Source organism: Rhizobium sp. NPDC092011 (assembly GCF_044756305.1).
Classification (GTDB): domain Bacteria; phylum Pseudomonadota; class Alphaproteobacteria; order Rhizobiales; family Rhizobiaceae; genus Rhizobium.
The window spans coordinates 1,064,337-1,083,049 of record NZ_JBIVSO010000001.1; the positions used below are offsets into that span (position 1 = coordinate 1,064,337).

General features: G+C 60.0%; 18 protein-coding genes. 5 read left to right on the forward strand and 13 right to left on the reverse strand.

Annotated elements, in window-relative coordinates:
- Positions 1-8 precede the first annotated feature (8 nt).
- Complete coding sequence (locus tag ACIQJ2_RS04955; protein ID WP_400665219.1) at positions 9-953, forward strand: carbohydrate kinase family protein; 945 nt, start codon at positions 9-11, stop codon at positions 951-953.
- Positions 954-993: 40 nt separating this feature from the next.
- On the opposite strand, the gene ACIQJ2_RS04960 is transcribed toward ACIQJ2_RS04955, so the two are convergent.
- Positions 994-1,974 carry a sugar-binding transcriptional regulator gene (locus tag ACIQJ2_RS04960; RefSeq protein ID WP_400665216.1) on the reverse strand — a complete coding sequence of 327 codons (981 nt, stop codon included), beginning with the start codon at positions 1,972-1,974 and terminating at the stop codon, positions 994-996.
- Between the two features lie 226 nt (positions 1,975-2,200).
- Between ACIQJ2_RS04960 and ACIQJ2_RS04965 the strand changes: the two genes are divergently transcribed.
- The gene (locus tag ACIQJ2_RS04965) at positions 2,201-4,258 is read left to right on the forward strand and encodes a bifunctional aldolase/short-chain dehydrogenase (protein ID WP_400665213.1); all 2,058 of its coding nucleotides are present in this window, start codon (positions 2,201-2,203) and stop codon (positions 4,256-4,258) included.
- 113 nt (positions 4,259-4,371) lie between these two features.
- Here the strand turns inward: ACIQJ2_RS04965 and ACIQJ2_RS04970 are convergent, their stop codons facing one another.
- From ACIQJ2_RS04970 to ACIQJ2_RS05020, 11 genes are all read right to left on the reverse strand, one after another.
- Complete coding sequence (locus ACIQJ2_RS04970) at positions 4,372-5,535, reverse strand: alpha-D-ribose 1-methylphosphonate 5-triphosphate diphosphatase (protein WP_400665210.1); 1,164 nt, start codon at positions 5,533-5,535, stop codon at positions 4,372-4,374.
- Positions 5,522-6,268 (reverse strand): ATP-binding cassette domain-containing protein, encoded by a 747-nt coding sequence (locus ACIQJ2_RS04975; RefSeq protein WP_199146822.1) that lies wholly within the window; start codon positions 6,266-6,268, stop codon positions 5,522-5,524. Before ACIQJ2_RS04975 ends, ACIQJ2_RS04970 begins: the two co-directional genes overlap by 14 nt.
- A gap of 13 nt (positions 6,269-6,281) precedes the next feature.
- Positions 6,282-7,109: an ATP-binding cassette domain-containing protein gene (locus ACIQJ2_RS04980; RefSeq protein WP_400665207.1), complete on the reverse strand. Its 828-nt coding sequence runs from the start codon at positions 7,107-7,109 to the stop codon at positions 6,282-6,284.
- Positions 7,109-8,020 carry an alpha-D-ribose 1-methylphosphonate 5-phosphate C-P-lyase PhnJ gene (locus ACIQJ2_RS04985; RefSeq protein WP_400665204.1) on the reverse strand — a complete coding sequence of 304 codons (912 nt, stop codon included), beginning with the start codon at positions 8,018-8,020 and terminating at the stop codon, positions 7,109-7,111. The genes ACIQJ2_RS04980 and ACIQJ2_RS04985 overlap by 1 nt, the downstream gene beginning before the upstream one ends.
- Positions 8,017-9,111, reverse strand: coding sequence for a carbon-phosphorus lyase complex subunit PhnI (locus tag ACIQJ2_RS04990; RefSeq protein WP_400665201.1), 1,095 nt, complete (start codon positions 9,109-9,111; stop codon positions 8,017-8,019). Before ACIQJ2_RS04990 ends, ACIQJ2_RS04985 begins: the two co-directional genes overlap by 4 nt.
- Entirely contained in the window at positions 9,111-9,656 is a 546-nt protein-coding gene (gene phnH, locus ACIQJ2_RS04995) for a phosphonate C-P lyase system protein PhnH (RefSeq protein ID WP_400665199.1), read from the reverse strand. The genes ACIQJ2_RS04990 and phnH overlap by 1 nt, the downstream gene beginning before the upstream one ends.
- Before the next feature lie 2 nt (positions 9,657-9,658).
- Positions 9,659-10,117, reverse strand: coding sequence for a phosphonate C-P lyase system protein PhnG (gene phnG / locus ACIQJ2_RS05000; RefSeq protein WP_400665196.1), 459 nt, complete (start codon positions 10,115-10,117; stop codon positions 9,659-9,661).
- Between the two features lie 143 nt (positions 10,118-10,260).
- Positions 10,261-10,980, reverse strand: a complete 720-nt coding sequence (locus ACIQJ2_RS05005; protein ID WP_400665193.1) for a PfkB family carbohydrate kinase — start codon at positions 10,978-10,980, stop codon at positions 10,261-10,263.
- A gap of 88 nt (positions 10,981-11,068) precedes the next feature.
- A complete protein-coding gene (locus tag ACIQJ2_RS05010) occupies positions 11,069-11,908 on the reverse strand; it encodes a carbohydrate ABC transporter permease (protein ID WP_400665190.1) in 840 nt (279 codons plus the stop codon).
- Positions 11,905-12,789 carry a carbohydrate ABC transporter permease gene (locus tag ACIQJ2_RS05015; RefSeq protein WP_400665187.1) on the reverse strand — a complete coding sequence of 295 codons (885 nt, stop codon included), beginning with the start codon at positions 12,787-12,789 and terminating at the stop codon, positions 11,905-11,907. The genes ACIQJ2_RS05010 and ACIQJ2_RS05015 overlap by 4 nt, the downstream gene beginning before the upstream one ends.
- 10 nt (positions 12,790-12,799) lie before the next feature.
- On the reverse strand, positions 12,800-14,047 hold the full coding sequence (locus ACIQJ2_RS05020; RefSeq protein WP_400665184.1) for an extracellular solute-binding protein: 1,248 nt from the start codon (positions 14,045-14,047) through the stop codon (positions 12,800-12,802).
- A 223-nt stretch (positions 14,048-14,270) separates the two neighbouring features.
- On the opposite strand from ACIQJ2_RS05020, the gene phnF reads away from it, so the two are divergent.
- Both phnF and ACIQJ2_RS05030 read left to right on the forward strand, forming a co-directional pair.
- Positions 14,271-15,029, forward strand: a complete 759-nt coding sequence (gene phnF, locus ACIQJ2_RS05025; RefSeq protein ID WP_400665181.1) for a phosphonate metabolism transcriptional regulator PhnF — start codon at positions 14,271-14,273, stop codon at positions 15,027-15,029.
- 262 nt (positions 15,030-15,291) lie between these two features.
- Entirely contained in the window at positions 15,292-16,395 is a 1,104-nt protein-coding gene (locus ACIQJ2_RS05030) for an acyltransferase family protein (protein WP_400665178.1), read from the forward strand.
- A 20-nt stretch (positions 16,396-16,415) separates the two neighbouring features.
- Here ACIQJ2_RS05030 and ACIQJ2_RS05035 read toward each other — a convergent pair whose 3' ends face one another.
- On the reverse strand, positions 16,416-17,927 hold the full coding sequence (locus tag ACIQJ2_RS05035; RefSeq protein ID WP_400665175.1) for a DHA2 family efflux MFS transporter permease subunit: 1,512 nt from the start codon (positions 17,925-17,927) through the stop codon (positions 16,416-16,418).
- A gap of 199 nt (positions 17,928-18,126) precedes the next feature.
- Here ACIQJ2_RS05035 and ACIQJ2_RS05040 point away from each other — a divergent pair, with 199 nt between their 5' ends.
- Positions 18,127-18,693 carry a TetR/AcrR family transcriptional regulator gene (locus tag ACIQJ2_RS05040; RefSeq protein WP_199146800.1) on the forward strand — a complete coding sequence of 189 codons (567 nt, stop codon included), beginning with the start codon at positions 18,127-18,129 and terminating at the stop codon, positions 18,691-18,693.
- The last annotated feature ends 20 nt before the right edge of the window (positions 18,694-18,713 follow it).

The window sequence follows — 18,713 nt, forward strand, 5'->3', positions numbered from 1 at the left end:
AGGTCTCTATGTCTCATGATGTCTCGGTGGTGGGGCTCTATATTCTCGATGTGCTTGGTCGGCCGGTGGATGCCATCCCACCTGGCGGCAATGTCGAGTTCATCGACGAAATCAGGTTGACGGTTGCCGGCACGGCGGGCGGAACCGTGGTGGATCTTGCCAAGCTCGGTTTGAACTGCCTGGCGGTTGGCGCCGTCGGCGATGATGAGAAGGCGGATTTCGTGCTCGCGACGCTGCAGCGCTTCGGCGTCGATACCGCGCAGATGCAGCGGTTGAAGGGCGTGCCAACTTCGTCAACCATTCTCAATATCCGCCGCAACGGCGATCGCCCCGCACTTCATGCCCGTGGCGCATCCGATCATTTCGAGATTGCCGATAGCGCCCTCGATGCCGTTCTTGCGCCGCCGATCGTTCACCTGGGCGGCACTGGATTGCTGGCCAAGCTCGATGGCGAGCCAAGCCGTAAATTGCTTGCCGAGGCCAAGGCGCGAGGGCGCACGACCACCTTCGACCTACTCGGCGCAAATGATGGCACCCTTGATCTCATTGCGCCTCTGTTTCCGCACATCGACTATTTCATGCCGTCGATCGAGGAGGCACGCCAGATTTCCGGCGCCGCTGACGTGGAAGGCGCCAGCCGCTTCTTCCTGGATCGTGGGGTCAAGCATTGCGTCTTCACGCTTGGCGGTGATGGCGTATGCTTTGCCGATGCTTCCGGCGAGATCGTGCGGCAGCCGGCGTTCCAGATCGAGGTGGTGGACACGACGGGGTGCGGCGACGCATTCGACGCTGGTTTCATCACGGCACTGCATCGCAAGATGGACCTGAAAACCGCTTTGAACTTCGCACAGGCATCGGCCGCGCTTGTTGCGACGGGTCTCGGCTCGGATGCAGGCATCCGCTCGTTCGAAGATACGCTGGCGTTCATGAATACGGCGCCCATCAAGCGCTGATCGAAGGCGGTGCGGGCCGGGGTCGTCCGGCCCGGCCTTTTCATTCGGCCAGCAGCTGCTCTGCGACCTCTATGTCGGTCACGAGATGCGTCGCATATCCACCCGCGAGAACGGCGCGGATCGCGTCGACCTTCTGTGTGCCACCCGCGACGCAGAGCCTGCGCGGTAGGCTGCGCAGCCCATTCAGCTCTATGCCGATGACGCGCTTGTCGAAATCGCGAACGATTTGCTTGCCATGCTGATCGAGGAAGCGGCAGATCAGCACCGCAACCGCGCCTTCCTGTGCATAGGCGTCGATCTCCTCGTCGCTGGTCACATCGGCAAGGCGCATCGTGCTTTCGGCAGCAAGGCCGCCGACGCCGAAGACGATCATGTCGGCCTTGCCGATCCGCTCGAATTGCCGTTGGAGCACCGGCTCGCCCATCAGAGCGTCGCGAAGTCCAGGCGTGCTGAGCACTGTGGGTGCCATCATGTTGATGCTGGCGGCTCCCATGTTGCGGGCCATGATCGACGCACAAAGCTCCGCTGAAAATTCGCGAGTCCCGCTTGACGAGCCCGTCACCTGAACCACGGAAAGCCCCTCCAGCGGCCGGGGCAAGGCAATGGCGTCGGCAATCGCCAGAACGGTGCGTCCCCACGAAACGCAGATCGTATCCCCAGGTGAAACCATGCGTTCTATCAGCCGCGCTCCGCCCGCTCCCAGAGCTTTCAGGCGCGCATCCGGCGTGGCGGATATTTCCGTCGGAATGACAAGCGCTTCCGCCAGGCCGAACTTGGCCGCCAGTTTGCGGGCTATATTGGTGCGGGTGACGATTTCGGGGTTCATCAGGATCCGGACGACGCCCTTCTGCCGTGCCTCCTGCAGATAATTGACGATGGTGGCGCGCGAAACGCCGATCATCGCCGCGATCTCATTCTGCGTGAGCTGGTTCTCGTAATAGAGCCAGGCCGCCCAGACGATGGCGTCGTCGAACTCTGCTGGGATGGCATGCGTAGACGGCGTCAAATCGTCCGAGGTCATACTCGATTCCTGATGTCTGCGATGTGCCTGAGTTGCACAGAAAAAGCTTTTAATCAACAAGTCGCTCATTGATGTTGACGAATGTCAATCAATGGTGTCAATTGTTTTAGGCGCGAGGGGGAACCTCTGGAAGTCTTTGTTATACCACAGGAAAGTAGAATTTTCTGTGAATGTATCCTCATGTCTGCGTGCGGCGGCCGCAGCTTGTCAGCTAAGGAAATGGCAGATGAAATCTAAATGGTCAGAAGCGGACTTCGCCACGGTTGTCGGCGCCTATGAGAAAGCCGGGGTTAGTCGCGATGTCGCAATCCGCACCTACACAACGCGCCTGCTTGGCTCCGAGCCGAAGCTGGTCCTTCATGGCGGCGGCAACACCTCGGTCAAGACGACGTTGATCGACCATGACGGCAGCGCCGTAGAGGTGCTTTGTGTAAAGGGTAGCGGCTGGGATATGGGCAAGATCGAGCCTGCCGGCCTGCCGGCGCTGCATCTTGAGCCGCTGAAAGCCATGGTGAATTACGAGTTCCTCTCGGACGATGACATGGTGATGCTGCAGCGCAGGCTCTTGCTTGATCCGGCGTCACCCAACCCGTCTGTCGAGGCCATTCTTCACGCCATTCTGCCTTTCAAGCATGTCGACCATACGCACGCCAATGCCATCGTCGCGCTGACCAACCAGCCTCGCGGCGAGGAGATCATTCGAGAGCTTTTCCCGGAAATGATCATCGTGCCTTATGTCATGCCCGGCTTCGATCTGTCGAAGGCCTGCTTAAGGGCATTTTCCGCTCGGCCTGACGCACCGGGGATGATCTTGCTGAAGCATGGTATCTTCACTTGGTCGGATGATCCGCGCGAAGCCTATGAGAATATGATTGCGGCGATCGACCGGGCCGAGAAGCGCATCGCAGAAGGGCGGGCTCGTCCCTTCGGATCGGCAAGCGCCAAGCCGGTTACCGCGACACTTGCCTCCGCTGCCGATATCGCTCCCATCCTGCGCGGTGCGATAGCGCTTCCCGGCAAGGGGGAGGGGCGTCCGCGCCGCTTTGTGATCGAGCATCGCGCGAACGACGATATTCTCGATTTCTGCGGGGCCTCCAATGTGGCTGATCTCGTTCGCCGTGGAAATGCGACGCCGGAGCATGTCATTCACATCAAGCGCTACGGTATTGCCCTCCCGCCACCAAGGGTGGACGATATCGAAGGTTGGGCCGAAACGGTCAAGGCCGCAGTGGCCTCGTATGCCGCAGATTACAAAGCCTATTTCGAGCGCAACAACGCCCGCGTCGGCGCCGGTAAGACGATGCTCGACCCCATGCCGCGCGTCTTCTATGTGGATGGTATCGGTTTGTTCGCCGCGGCTGCGACGCAGAAATCGGCGCGCATATGCGCTGATGTCGCAGAGGCGACCATCGAGGTCATTCGCGGCGCCGAGGGTATCGACCGTTTCGAGGCGCTTTCGGAAGAAGATCTGTTCGATATCGAATATTGGTCTCTGGAGCAGGTGAAGCTTACCAAGCAGACGGAAAAGCCGCTGACGCGGCAGGTGGCGGCAGTGACGGGCGGCGCAGGCGGCCTTGGCCTTGCCATAGCCGCGCTTCTGAAAAGCCAGGGTGCTGAAGTTGCCTTGATCGATATCGACGGCGAACGGGTCGCAGCTGAGGCCAAACGCTTGGGCGCATTCGCTGTCGCATGCGATTTGACGGATCCTTCAGCGGCGGAAAGCGCACTTGCCCGGATAGCCGCAGAGTTCGGCGGCGTCGATATCCTGGTGTCAAATGCCGGCGCCGCTTTCCAGGGCGCGTTGACGGCGGTGGACGACGCCTTGTTCAAAGCAGCTTTCGACCTGAACTTCTGGAGCCACCATTATATCGCCCGTGCGGCGATCAAGGTGATGCGGCGTCAGGGCACGGGCGGTTCGCTCGTCTTCAACGTGAGCAAGCAGGCCGTAAACCCGGGGCCGGACTTTGGCCCATATGGGACGTCGAAAGCGGCGCTGATGGCGCTGATGCGGCAATATGCTCTTGAGCATGCCGGCGATGGCATCACGGTCAATGCGGTCAATCCGGACCGGATAAGGACCGGGCTGATGACGGATGAAATGGTCGAGGAACGAGCCCGGGCGCGTGGTGTCACGCCGGAAGTCTATATGCGCGGCAACCTCTTGAAGCGCGAGGTATCATCGGAAGATGTCGCCGAGGCCGTGCTGCATCTTGTGCAGGCAAGGACGTCCACCGGGGCAGTGGTCACCGTCGACGGTGGCAATGTCGCGGCAATGATGCGCTGATATCGCTGAAGGCCGCGTACAAGTGATGCAGGTGAGCCGCCGGGCAGGATTGCGCGGCGGCTCACAATGATGACATTTGATGGCGAATACTCGCCCCGATCATGCGCCTGAGTTCAGGCGCCCAAAAGGCTCTCTATCGATCCATCGGACCAAACCGTCCGTCCACCCCGGATCGTGCTGCGCAGGCGCGGCACCCGACCGCGTTCCGCAATCACGAGATCGGCGCGCATCCCCTTGGCGATGCTGCCGCGATCATGAAGGCCCAGTGCCTTTGCCGGATTTGCGCTTGCCAATGCGACCGAAGCGGCAAGGCCGCCTTCGCCGATTTCTGCCAAAGCCACGACTGCGGGCAGAATGGCGGAGGGGTGATAGTCGCTCGCCAGTATGTCCAGCACGCCGGCCTCGTAGGCCTCGCGCGCCGAGAGATTGCCGGAATAGGACAGTCCTCGTAGCGCGTTCGGCGCGCCCATGGCGGTCGCCAATCCCAAACGCTTGGCTTCCGCGGCTGCGGCGACATTGATCGGGAATTCGCTGATGACGGCGCCGAGGCCGTGCAGAAGCACTACCTTCTCGATGGTATCGTCGTCATGGGATGCCAGTACGACATCACTCTCTCGCGCCAGCTCCGCCAGCCCGTTGATGATCTCCATGCTGTCACCGTGCTCGGAGCGGGCGGCCATGCGTTGCCTCACCAGTTCCGCCGCTTGGGTCTCGCTGATCTTCTTGACCTTTGCCGTGTTGGCGATGTGCAGCTCGATATCCCGATATTGCCCCTGGCCCGGCGTGTGGTCCATGAGTGAAATCAGGTGGAGCGCCCCGGCATCGATCAAGGCTCTCGCTTCCTCAACGGCGGGCAGGAAGGTCACTTCGAAACGACCATGGACCCGATGGTCTATCAGCAACTCGTCCCGCATGGCGGCGAGTGTCTCTATCATCGCGCGGGTGTTGGCAACCGAGCGGACATGGCCGTAGGTGGCGGGCGTGAAGGCGACCGCCGCATAGGCAGTCGTGACGCCGCAGGCGGCGAGCTTCTTGTCGAGGTCGTACACGCCGAGTTCGATGGGCATGCGGACATTGACGCGAGGCTCGACGTCTTTCTCGATCATATCGCCATGCATGTCGACGAAACCGGGAAGCAGAAGCCGGCCGCGGCCATCTATTTCTGCCTCTTCGACCGGCCTTTCGCTGATGTCAGCGATCAGCCCATCCTCGATCCTGACGGCGCCACGCTCGATAACGCGATCCTGCAATACAATCTCAAAATTACTCAGCCACATCGTCTTGCTCGTCCTCGATCTTGATGGCTTCCAGATGCAATTCTCGGTCGATCAAAGCCCTTACATCGTCCGGGTGGTGAAAGACACCGATCATCGCAACGCCGGATGCCTTGAGCTGCGCCAATCTTTCGACCAGTGCGCGGCGGGCGGCATGGTCGAGCGATGCCGTCGGTTCGTCGAGCAGCAGCAGGCGCTGCGGCAGGATGAGCGCGCGCGCAAGATTGACTTTCTGCTGCTCGCCACCGGAGAAGGTCGAGGGATAGGCCGACCAAAGCTGCCTTTTCACGCCGAAGGCATCGAGCCAACGTCGGGCTTCGGCTAAAGCGTCACCATGCGCCGAGCCGGCAAGTCTCAGCGGCTCGGCGACGATCTCTTCGGCCGCAACGCGCGGGCGGGCGTTGAGGAACTGCGTGACGAAGCCGATCTCCCGGCGTCGTAGTACGGCGATATCGACGTCGGCGGCGGTCGCAAGATCGATGATGCCTTCCTGCGTGTGATAATAGACGTGGCCCGCGCGCGGCAGATAGGAGCGATAGAGCGTACGCAGCAGCGTCGATTTGCCCGCACCGTTCTCGCCCTTCAGCAGAATGAACTCACCCGCATTCAACTCGAAATCGATATTCTCGAAGGCGAACAGCGTGCGTTTGAGGTGATGCATCTCGAACTGCTTCGAAAGGCCTTCGACGCGCAGCACCGTCGGTTTGGTCTGACGGGCGGAAACCTGGATATTCATCTTTCTCTCCCTGTCAAAGCTTGGCGTGAACGAGCTGTTGCGTGTAGGCGTGCTGCGGATCCTGGAAGATCTGGTCGGCGAGACCCTGTTCCACGACCATGCCACGGCGCATGACCATAACCCGGTCTGCCATCGTACGGATGACACCAAGATCATGCGATACCAACACCATGGTGATGGAACGCTCTCGCTGCAGCCGCTTCAGCGTATCGAGAACCAGCGCCTGAACGCTGACATCGAGGCCGGTCGTCGGTTCGTCGAGCAGCAGAACGGCCGGTTCGAGCGCAATCGCCTTGGCGAGCTGCACGCGTTGCTGCATGCCGCCGGACAGCTCGTTCGGCCTGGCATCCATACGCGCGATCGGAAACTCGGATGCGTTGAGCGACTGGCGCGCTCGTTCGCGCAGCTCGGCGAAGTTGCGATTGCCGGCGATCAGCAATCGCTCAGCCACGTTGCCGCTGCTGGTATGGTTCATCAGCAGGCCAAGATGCGGATTCTGATAGACGATGCCGATATGATGGGCGCGCAGCATTCGCCGCTCGAAGCGATCGAGCGTGAAGAGGTTGCGGCCCTCATGGCCGGGAAGGGCGAGATTGTAGGTGCCCGTATCCGGCGTATCCTCAAGGTTCATCATTCTCAGAAGGGTCGACTTGCCGGAGCCGGATTCGCCGACGATGCCAAGGACTTCGCCCGGATAGACCGTAACGTCGACGCCGCCGAGTGCGGTGACGTCACCATAGTTGCGGGCTATGCCGCGCATGGTCAGGATGGGCTGCGCCATCATCAGTCGGGGCGGCTGGCGGGTCAACTCTGTTGATTGAGTGGGATCAAGTGTGACCATTAGTCCATCTTTCCATTGTTGTACCAGGTTTCGCCGATCGCGACCGGTTCTGCTTCCGATTTTCGGATGTGCTTGACGCCGAAGTGGCTGTCGGACAGCTCGTATTGCGAAGAGCCGTCGTCCTGTGGAAGCTCGTTCATGAAGAAGCCTGTGACATTGCTGCGGTAGCAGGTCTTGTCCTGGTGATCTTCGACGCGGTAGGGCACATCGTCGAAGACAAGCGGTTCGACGCTTGTATAGGGCGGCACGGCAAAGATGCGCTTTTCGCGCCCGGCCGACAGGATCGTCAGATGATCAGCCTGATTGAGCTTCGGCACGTCCCAGCGCGGAATGGGCGACGGCGTCATGACGTGGCGGCTGTTGACCATGCTTGGATAGCTCGATCCCTGCATGATACGCCCCGATTTGACGAGCTGTTCGTAGAGCACGAGCCATAGTTGCCCGTAGTCGGCATCGCCATGCATTTCGCGGGCGACGGACAGGTCCGGCTGGACGGCGCGCAACGGTTCCGGGTCCGGAACCTGCAACACGAGGATCTGGTCTTCGCGCAGTTTTTCTTCCGGGATGCGGTGGCGGGACTGGATGATGGTGGCCGCCATCGTGTCTTCGGTCTCGACCGCTCCGCCAACGCGCCCAACGAATTTGCGGATGCTGCTGGCATTGACGGAATCGTCAGACCCCTGGTCGATGACCTTGACCACCGAGGTCGGCTTTAGAAGTGTCAGCGTCACCTGCAGGCCGCCGGTTCCCCAGCCGCGGGCAATCGGCACCTCGCGGCTGGCATAGGGCACCTGATAGCCAGGCACCGCAATCGCTTTCAGAATGCGGCGGCGCATTTCGCGCTTGGCGGATTCATCGAGAAAGCCGTAGTTGAAAGCCACCCAAGGCTTCGTGAGTTCCTGAAGCTTCATAGTGCGACCTCCTCCTGCCGGGCGGCAGGTTTCTCGTTAACGGCAGTCTTGGCTGCATCAGCGCTCTTGTCCGCCTTGACGCGACGAAGCGCATCCAGGCTCGACTGGAACGTGACGTAGTGCGGAAGCTTGAAGTGGATGCAGAAGCCCGAGCTCTCGACCGGTTCGGTGTGATATAGGACGAATTCCTCGTTGGCCGCCGGATGCGGATTAGGCTGGCTGGAGGCGAGATCGAGCGTCGCAGCCGCAATCACCTTCACCTCGTTCCAACCGAAGGTGGCGGAGAAGCCCAGCTCCAGTTCTCTCGCCTTGGATATGACCTCGGTCTGGCTGACGCGGACGCGGCCGGCGCTGAAGATGGTGCCGCAGGGGTGACGCATCCGGACCGGTGCTTCGGCCAGACGCAATTCGTTGACCGTTGGATGCACGGAACTGTAGCCGCGCATCGTGGCATAGCCGAGCGCCAGGGTTCCCCCGGTGTCGGAGCGCGCGAGGCTCTGCAGCTTATGTGCCCTATGCGCTGGGAAAAGCAGCGGCTCGCGTGTCAAATCGGGAATGTCGTCAGGCGCAACGTCTTGGGCTACGTGCTCGGGAATGAGCCCCTGCGCCTTCTGCCAGCTGGTCAGAGACGGTTGGGTCGCCGGAGCTGGCTTTGCTGCCGGAATAACCGGTTCCGGCACATAGTCTTCGCCCTTCAACACGTCGACCTGCAGCAAGCGGTGCGAATAGTCGAGGGTCGGCCCGAGGATCTGGCCGCCTGGGATGTCCTTGAAGGCGGCCGAGATGCGGCGCACGGTAAAAAGATCGGTCTGGCCAACCGGCTCGGCGACGGCAATGCGCGGCTGCGTCGTGCGATAGGCACGCAGCAGAAGGATGGCTTCGTAGAGGTCGCCGCCCGCTTGCGCCAGCGCCAGCGCTGCGAGATCGGGGTCATAGAGCGATGCCTCACCCATGACGCGATCGATGAGATAGGGAAGGCCTGTTCGAACGGCCTCGACGCGCTCGCGAGTAATCGGACCGAGATCGCTGCGGAAAAGTCTTTCGGCCTGCTCGATGGCATATTCGCCGCCGCGGGTTGCTACATAAGCCATCACAGCACCTCGATTTTCGTTGAACGGGGAATGCCGAGCAGACGCTTGCCATCGACCAGATAGAGATCCCAGCCGAGGGGATAGCGGATCGCTTTTGCGCGCATCTGCCAGAAGGCGGGATCGACGCCATCAATATCGATCGTGATGCTATCCCTAATACCCGGGCCGGAAAGACGCAGCTGCTGTCCGGAACCAAGTCGCGCCGGGGCAAACAGGGTTGCTGCATCGTCCGGATAGGCGAGGTTGCCGATGCGCAACGAAGATAGGGCTTTGACTTTCTCGGCGGAGTCGATTGCCGCGAAGACATAATCCGCCTCGGCAAGCGGCGTCGAGCGGGCGCCCGTTGCGGTCAGCATGGAGCTCAAAGAGGCGTCGTTTTCGCAATGAAAGCTGCATTCACGATCGAGCAGGCTCTCCGCGAGACCCCAGAAACCTTCTCCCGACATCTCGCGCGGCTGGCCGGGTCGGCTCAGAGCCCACATGAGATCTTCGAAGGTGGCATTGGTACGGGTATCGTCCGCGGTTGGTAACAGGGAGTGTACCATGGTCAGAATGTCTCCATCTGCACGCGGGTCGCTTCGACTTTTCGCAGCAACTGGCGGTCGTCTTCCCGCTGGCGGTCGCCTTCGGCATTTAAAAGCTCAAGGATGATGTCGGTACGATGGTTGCTGGCGATGGCTGCATCGATGATCGCCATTGCCATGGCATGCTCGAGATCGCGGCCGACGATCGCGCCGTAGCCTTCGACGGATCGTCCAGGCACTCGGATATGCGCTTCGGATACGAGCACTTCGCCCAGATGAAAGGCGGTGCCCTGGACGGTATCCGTCAACGGAAGCATCACGAGGCCGGTACGATTAACGACAACGTCGACGTCGCCAAGCGTGTCGAGCAGCTCTTCGGCGGAGGCCTTGATGTTTGTCGGACGGCTCGCGGCGAGAATTTCCAGGGCCCGCGCATGGGCATAGGATGCGCCGACCGGATCACCAGTCTTCTCCTCAGTCATCATCTTTTCCTTGGCACTTAGGGATCGTTCAGGAATGGTGGCAGCCCACCAGAAACATTCGAATGATTACTATATTCATCCGGATGAATTGTCCATCTCGTTTTGCGTTGAGAGACGAGATTCCTCGACCCGCTCGAAGCGGCTCAGTCGGCACGCCGGCGCAGCCATTCGGCTGTGATGCGGCTTGCTTCCCACGCGGCGGCCGCCGGCGTCTGCCCTTGCAGCAAAGCGAACAAAAAAGCGCCTGCGAACCGGTCGCCCGCGCCGATCGTGTTTGCCGTAGCGACCCTCTCGGCCGGTTCGACCTCTAATGCGCCTGAACCGTCGAACAACGTGATTGGGCGCGGGCCATCGGTAAGGACGAGCATCTTGAGGCGTCGGCCGGCGACCTCGGCAGCGCGCCGCCAAGCGAGGGTGAGATCGTCGGAAACATCGTCGCGAGAAGAGATGACATAGTCTGCCGGGCGATGCGTCGCGGGCTTGAGCGGAAATTGTGATACGACAAGTGGCTGGGCATCGATCTGATCGACGAGGTTGCCATCAAGAGCAAGGGCATTGATATAGACGCCTGCGCTCGACAGTTTCCCCGCAGCCGTTAAGGGAAGCGCCCGGCCTGCCGGTGCGATGATCGTCCGCTCGCCGTTGGGCTCCAGGAAAATTTCCAGCGGTGCGGTTTCTCCGGAGGTCATCATTATATGGTCGGTGTCGAAACCGGCGGAGGAAAGCGACGTGAGCGTGGCTTGCCCTTGCTCGTCCTGCATCAACCGCGAGACGAGTGCGACGTCGGCTCCCAGTTCCAGAAGCTGCTGGCCGGTATAGTAGGCGCCGCCGCCAAGCCGGGTTGTCCGGGATGAAAACTGCATCCGGCCACCCCGGACCAACGGGGCATCCAATTGCCAAATGCGGTCGTGATTTACCGATCCGATTACGATTACTCGGGGCATGCTTTGCCTATCTGTCGTCAATGCCTGGTGCCAACGCGTCCACAATGAAACGCTGCGCCAGTAGGAAGATCAAGAGAACGGGAACGATCGATAACAGGCTTGTCGCCATCAACGGACCCCAGGCTCGCTCGGAGCCTTCGAGATCGGCAAAGACGGCAATGCCTGTCGTGAGCGTCTTCTTGAAGGCGTCGTCCAGCACGAGCTGGCCCCAGAGATAAATGTTCCAGGCGCCCATGAAGGAAATTACCGAGAGAGCCGCAATTGCCGGGATGACGTTTGGAACGCCGATCTCGAAAAATTGCCGCCACAGGCCGCTCCCATCGATCCGGGCCGCCTCGAACATCGAGCCCGGCAGCGAACGGAAGGCCTGGCGCATATAGAAGACGTAGAAACCGATATAGGGAATCGACGGGATGATCATCGCCCCATAGGTATCGACCGCCTGGAGCTTGACCACCGCAATATAGGTCGGGATGATCGCCAGCACGTTCGGAAAGGACATGGTCGCGATGACGAACCAGAACAGTGTCTGCTTTCCCTTGAACTCGAGCCGCCCGAAGGCGAAGCCCGCGGGGACTGCGAGAACAAGCTTTCCCGCGGTGATAAGGGTTGCCGTGAGGATGGAGTTCCAAAGCCACATCCAGATGGGATGACGGCTTGCGGCAATGGTGAAGTTTGCCAGCGTCGGGCTTTCGGGCCAGAGCCGCACGGCCTTTGCCATGATAAGGTCGTTCGGCGTGAAAGCCGCGGACACCATCCAGACAAGCGGGAACACGGTGACGATGCAGATTGCCATCAGCGCGGAGTGCAGCAGCAACCTGTGAAGTTTATGACCGATATCGCTCATCTGTAATGCACCCGCTTTTCGTTGACGCGGAACTGCAGCCACGTGATGACAAGCACGAGAACGATGATGATGACGGCGACGGCGCTTGCCGGTCCGAACTGGAAGAACATTAGGCCCTGTTGCCACAGGAAATAAAGGAGGCTCGAACTTCTGCCCGCCGGTCCGCCATGGGTCAGGACATCGATGATGCCGACGATATCGTCGAGGACATGGAAAAAGGTCGTGACGCTGATGAAGAAGGCGGTCGGTGTCATCAGCGGCAGGCTGATGTTGAAGAAATGTCGTGTGGAGCCAGCACCATCGAGCTGTGACGCCTCCCGCAATTGTTTCGGCAGATTTGCCAGCGCCGCCAGCCATAGGAGCATGTTGAGGCCGAAGGTCTTCCAGAAGGTCACGAGGCTGACGCAAAACAACGCAAGGTTCGGATCCGTGTGCCAGCGCGACGGCGGAAAGCCGAAATATCCGAGTACTTCGTTGAAGAGACCGTTGACCGGGTTGAACAGCCAGGACCACGCAACACCGGCAACGGAGTAGGCGACGATCGTTGGCAGGAACAGGCTACCGCGATAAAGCCCCTGCAAGGGATTCTTGCGCACCGCATGCAGCATGACGGCGAAAATCAGCGGGATGACGATCTCGGCAGGGATGAGAACGATGCAATAGAGCAGCGTGTTCCAGGCGGCCATGCGGAAGTCGGGATTGTCGAAAATCGATGCGTAGTTATCGGCGCCGACAAAGCGAATATCTGCCGACAGCAGATTCCAGTCGACCACCGATAGCAACATCGAGGCTACGAGCGGACCGTAGAGAAATATCGCCACGGCAAGCACGGCCGGCCCCACGAACAAATAGGGGGCCAGCGATTTGAAACGAAATGGCATGATGCGAGGCCTATGCCGAAATCAGTCCTGCGAGCTCGTCATGAGCGCCCTTGATGCCGTCGGCAACCGTCGTTTCCTTGAGCAGCATGCGCGAAACCCATTTGCGCCATACGGCCTGACCTTCGAGACCGCGCTTGCCCGGCCAGATCGTTTCTGCGGTCAAACCGTCCGCCAGCTGTGCGGCTGCGGGCTTCATGAACTCGTTGATCAGCGGAATGTCGTGCTGGGACGTGTTGAGATAGCCGGTCTGGGACCACAGCGCCTGCCCCTCCTTCGAAGCGCAGAATTCGAGGAAGGCGAGCGAAGCTTCCGCCTGCTCCTTGTTGCGCGTGTAGACGGCGAGAAAATTGCCGCCGCTGTTCATCTTGCGTGGATGCCCGGAAAGACCGGGGAACTTCGTCGTGATGGCCTTCGCAGCACCGAACGGGAAGGTGATGGCCGATGTCGAGCTCGTCGTGCAGATGGCCAGCGCGCCCGACTGGAAGGCAGCGACCTGCTCCTTGTCGCTGACGGGCAGCCAAAGGCCCTCATGGGCGGGAGCGCAATATTCGCTCATGCCGGCAATTGCTTCCGGGCTGTTCAGAGCAAGCTTGCCATCGGGATTGATGATGAAGCCGCCGGCGTTCTGGATGAAGGACTGGCTCGTCCATTCGTTGTTGGACAGCGAAATCGGTGAACGGTAGGTCGGATGCTTTCCTTTCAGGGCCGCATCGAGCTTGCGTGCGCTCTCGTAGAGCCACTTTGTATCCGGCGTTTCCGGCAGGTTTGGATCGAGGCCAGCTGCCTTCCACATCTCGCTGTTGATATAGGTGATCGGCGTCGACATGGCCCAGGGCAGGCCGATAACTGCGCCGTCGATTGTGACCAGCGGCAACACGGACGGACGAAAATTGGCGAGGATCGCCTCTGCCTTCGCAGCATTGATCTCGCGCAGATCGCGTGCGCCGAGCGTGCGCTTGGCGAAATAGCCAAACTTCCAGCCGGTGATCATCATGGCTGGCGGGCGACCGGCCGCGACGCTGGCGACCGCCTTGGCGGTGACGGCTTCATAGTCGCCGTCGAACCGGTTGGTGACGGTTACGCCGAGATTCTTTGCATTGAATGCGTCGACGACTTTCTGGAAGGGCTTGTCGGCGCCCCATGTGCTCGATATTTCGATCGCGGCGTCGGCTGACCGCGCCTTGCCGGCCATTGCGATGGATGTGCCGATGACTGCGGTCGTACCCGCGATGAATTGCCGACGATTAAGCGCTACCATTATATCCTCAATATTCGAATGATTAATAAAACATCCGAATATTCATCTAGTGGCGGTGGGTGACACTCATGTGAAGATCTGGTGGCCTAACTATAAAATATGAGAGGGAAATTCGGCTTTGATAATCCTATTCCAGATATCGATCGCCGGACAGTGATTGAAAATCAATGCTGGAGCCGATATATGACATTCGAATGACATCATAGAATCCGGATGGGCGCGCATGGAAAAAAAACTGCTGCATGGGCAATGGCAACAGGTCGAGAGCGATATCGCCGAGGATATTCTGACCGGCCGCCTGTCACCCAAGGCGCAGCTTCCCACCGAGGCGGATCTGATGGAACGCTTCGGTGTCGGTCGCCACACGATCCGGCGGGCGATTTCACGGCTGGAAAGCCGAGGGCTCGTGTTGGTGGAGCAGGGCCGTGGAACTTTCGTGAGGGACAGCCGCCTCGACTACCGCCTGTCCGAGCGCACTCGGTTTTCCCAGAATCTGCTCGATCAGGGCAGGGAGCCGCTTGGGCAAGCGATCCATGAGGAGGTGGTTCCCGCCTCGGAACTAATTGCGGAGGCCTTGCGGCTTCCCCACGGCGAGCCGGTCTATCATATCGTCAGACGCGGTTTTGCCGATGAAGAGCCGATAAACTATTCGCACGCCTATTTTCCTGTACGCCGTTTTCCCGGTTTCGATGAGGCGCGGCGCAGCGGGCGAAGCGTGACGCTTATTCTGGCTGAGTACGGCATCCCCGATTATATCCGCCTGCGCACGGATATCATCGTGCGCTTGCCGACGAGTGAGGAAGCAAAGCAACTAAATCAGTCTGCGTCGCAGCCGGTGGTCGCGCTCAGGAAGGTGGACGTGGACCTCAAGGGCACGCCGATTTCCTATTCCGAATCCATATGGCCGGGGGAACGTGTGCAGTTTTCCATCGACAATACCAGCCAGCTTCTGGATGTGCTCGCACGCGGCGAGGCGAGCTGAATCGCATTCCGTCCGTTGGCCAAAAGGTTCGGGGAATTCTCCCGCCGATAGCTTGTTTTCGCAGCATTCGACTGTGCTTAACGGAAGAGTAACCATACTTTCAAGCAAAGCCGCCGATTTATACGCACGGCGAACAGTTGTTATATCGTGTGAGGTACGGAATAGAGATCCAAGGGAGTAAATACTGGGATTTCTGGTGGAGCCTTCTCGAAAAATACCTGGTAGTCGCGCCGCCGGCACCGAATCCGGCAATCCTTCTCGCGTGATTTCCAATCTCCAGGTCCTGCGTGCGCTGGCCGCCTCGTCCGTCGTGGTTGCCCATGCTATGCATGAGACCGCAAGCCTGTCCGATACGGCGGGTCGCCTGCCGATTGACGGCGCCATCAATTGGAACCTCGGCTTCGGGGTGGACATATTCTTCGTGCTATCGGGTTTCATCATGACCCATACCGCCGCTGCCGAGTTCGGCAAAAGCGGTGCCCCGCTAAATTTCTTCTTGCGGCGGTGTGCGCGGGTGGTTCCGCTTTACTGGTTGTTGACCAGCGTGCTGTTGCTCGGTGCCGCTATTGCGCCGTCGTTGCTCAACGTGCCGATCGGCAATGTCTCGCATATATTGGCATCCTATTTCTTCATTCCTTCCGGCCGTGGGATTGATGAGATCAGACCCGTGCTCGCTCTTGGCTGGACGTTGAACTACGAGATGTTGTTCTACGTATTCTTCGGGCTGGCGCTCATGTTGCCGATCCGGCTTGGAATCTTCTGGCTCTCGGTGCTGATGGCGGGGTTGGCACTCATCGGTAATCTGGTTTCTGCACAGCAGGTGCAACTGGCTTTCTGGACGAACCCCATCATTCTGGAATTCCTGTTCGGCGTCTATGTTGCGTTGATCTTTCGTAGCGGCCTGCGGATCGGCATCTGGCCGGCTCTAGGCTTGATGGCGATTGGCCTTCTCGGCTTCGTGCGATTTTCCACCGGCTGGGACGATGGAACCTTGCCGCAATTCCTGCGAAGCGGATTGCCGGCGGCACTGTTCGTCCTCGCCGCCGCGATCGGTCCCGCCCTGCCGTCCGGGAAGATCGTGCTATGGGGCGTCGCGCTCGGTGACGCCTCCTACAGCCTCTACCTGTCTCACCCTTTCATCTTGCGGCCGCTGCGCGCGGTCTGGGAAAAACTCGTCGGAGATCAGCTTCCGCTCGGCCTCTTCGTCCTTTGCGGCACTATCGCCGCAGCGTTATTCGCTCTTGCGCTCTGCAAGTTCGTCGAAAAACCGCTCACGGCCTATGCGCAGGGTCTCGCGCGCCGCTTGGGACGGTCGAAGGCGGCGAGACCTGCGGGCGCGCCAGGTGCCGACACCGAAAGCGCATAGCGCCGACGCGCTCATGTCTTTCATCGCGACGCTGCAACGCGTCGGCGTGTCGTGCGATATGCGGAAGCGGCGAGAACCAGCGTTGCGACGAGGCTAAGCGCGCCCGCGACCGCGGCTGCTGCAGCAAAGCCGTGCGTGGAGGCGTCTCTCAGCAAGCTCTGGAAGGTTTCGGGAGCGATGGAAAGACCGGCTGGCATCTCGTGCCGTTGCACGGCGACGATGGCGAGCGTGGCGGCACGATCGTTACCGGAGCGCGTCAACGCTCCTTCCAGAGATGCGGACGCACGGGCGCTCATGATCGTGCCCAGAAGGGCGATGCCAATGGTCATGCCTCCCTGGCGCAGGGCGTTCATCGTTGCCGAAGCGGCGCCGGTTCGCTCACGCGGAGCACTGCCCATCGCGGCGGCACCGGTCGCCGGGACGGTTACTCCCAAGGCGATGCCGAGCAAGGCAAATGCCGGCGCGACAACCCAGTAGGGGGTCATTGGCGTGAATGAGGTCATGGCCAGCATGGATCCGCCGAGGATGATATAGCCGGCGATCATGAGCCGGTTCATTCCGAAGCGTCGCGTCAACTTACCGAAGACGGACGAGGCAATCAGCATGGCAGCGAAGACCGGGGCCATGCGCCAGCCAGCGTCCGTCGCCGTCCAGCCCTGTCCCTGTTGAAGGAAGAGCGAGAACAGAAAAAGGCTGGTGTAACCGGAAAAGCCAAGCACGAGCGACGCGAAATTGGCCGATGCGAATGGTGCTTGGCGGAAGAGATCGACCGGAAAAACCGGACGCGACGCACGCAGTTCCACGACGATGAAGAGGACGAGAGCGATCGCCGAAGCAAGGAATGAAAAAATCGTTTCACGCGCATTCCAGCCGGCGTGCCCCGCATTGATCAATGAGAAGGTCAGGGACCCAAGAAAGACGATGCTCAGGAACTGGCCAGCGGGATCAAGCGCGGCATGGTCGGGATTGGCGCTTTCCTCGATGCCCCAGAGGCCGAGTACGATTGTTAACAAGCCGATGGGCAGATTGACCAGGAAGATGCTGGCCCAGCCTGCGTGGTCGACCAGAAGGCCACCGAGCATCGGCCCGAGGATGAGAGAGACCGCGCTGAATGACGACCAGCCGCCAATAACATGAGCCCGCTCGGCGGGGTCCGGAAAGGCCTGCGTCAATATCGACAGCGCGCCGGGAATCACCAGTGCGCCTGCAACGCCCTGTAGCGCGCATCCTGCAATCAGCACCTCCAGGCTATGCGCTGATGCGCAGATGGCCGAACCGACTGTAAACAGCGCCACGCCGACAAGCCAAATCCGCTTGCGGCCATAGCGATCCGCCAAGGGGCCTGCAGACAGCATGAAGGCCGAGAGGCACAGCGTATAGGTGCCTACGACCCATTGCAGGCCTGAAAGGCTGGTGCCGAGATCGGATTGAATTGCGGGCAGCGCGACGCTGACGATGCTGATTGCAAGCGAAGCCATGAATGTGCCGAGATAGACGGCGGCGGCGGCAATGGATCTGCGATTTAACGTCATTTCATAAGAGCCTACATAGATGATATGAATACATTAATGCAATCAGACCGACCGTCGGTCAATAGGCGTCAGTCTTCCAAAGGCGCAATGGATGTGTCATCACTCGACTCACCAGCGAAACAAGGGAAGGACGGTAGAAATGGCAATCGGGCCGCGATCCGCGAGAATTGGACAAACTCCACGGCCGCGGAAACGATTGATGCTTCCGGCGGAAGTGCGCATCGACGATCTGATGACGGCGGCGGCAGACCTTTTTATCGCCAAAGGCATCGAGGCAACGACGGTCAACGATATCGTGGAACTCGCGGGTGTCGGCAAAGGTACATTCTACCATTATTTCGCGACCAAGGAGGATGTCATCCTCGCTCTGCGCGAGCGCTTTTCGCGAGACTTCACGAACAAGGTCGCCGCCGCTCTGGCGGAATGTCCGGGCGACGATCATCGGGCTTGTTTTGCGACATGGCTTCGCGGAACTGTCGAAGCCTATATCGCCAATTATGAGCTTCACGACGTGGTCTTCCACGAGTTCCGCCATAGCAGCAGGAACTCGAAGGAAAAGGAGATCGTCATCGCCCAGCTTTCGGCTCTACTGGCTGAAGGAGCGAAAGCAGGCGCCTGGTCATTGCCGGACGTGCGTGCGGCAGCCATCGCTATTTATGACGGCATGCACGGTGTCGTCGATGATGCCATCGTTGCCGGCAACGGCGATGCCGGAGCAATCTGCGAAAAATTGTCCTTGCTCTTCGATCGGATTCTTATTGCCTGACCTGCCTGTCGCCAAAAAGT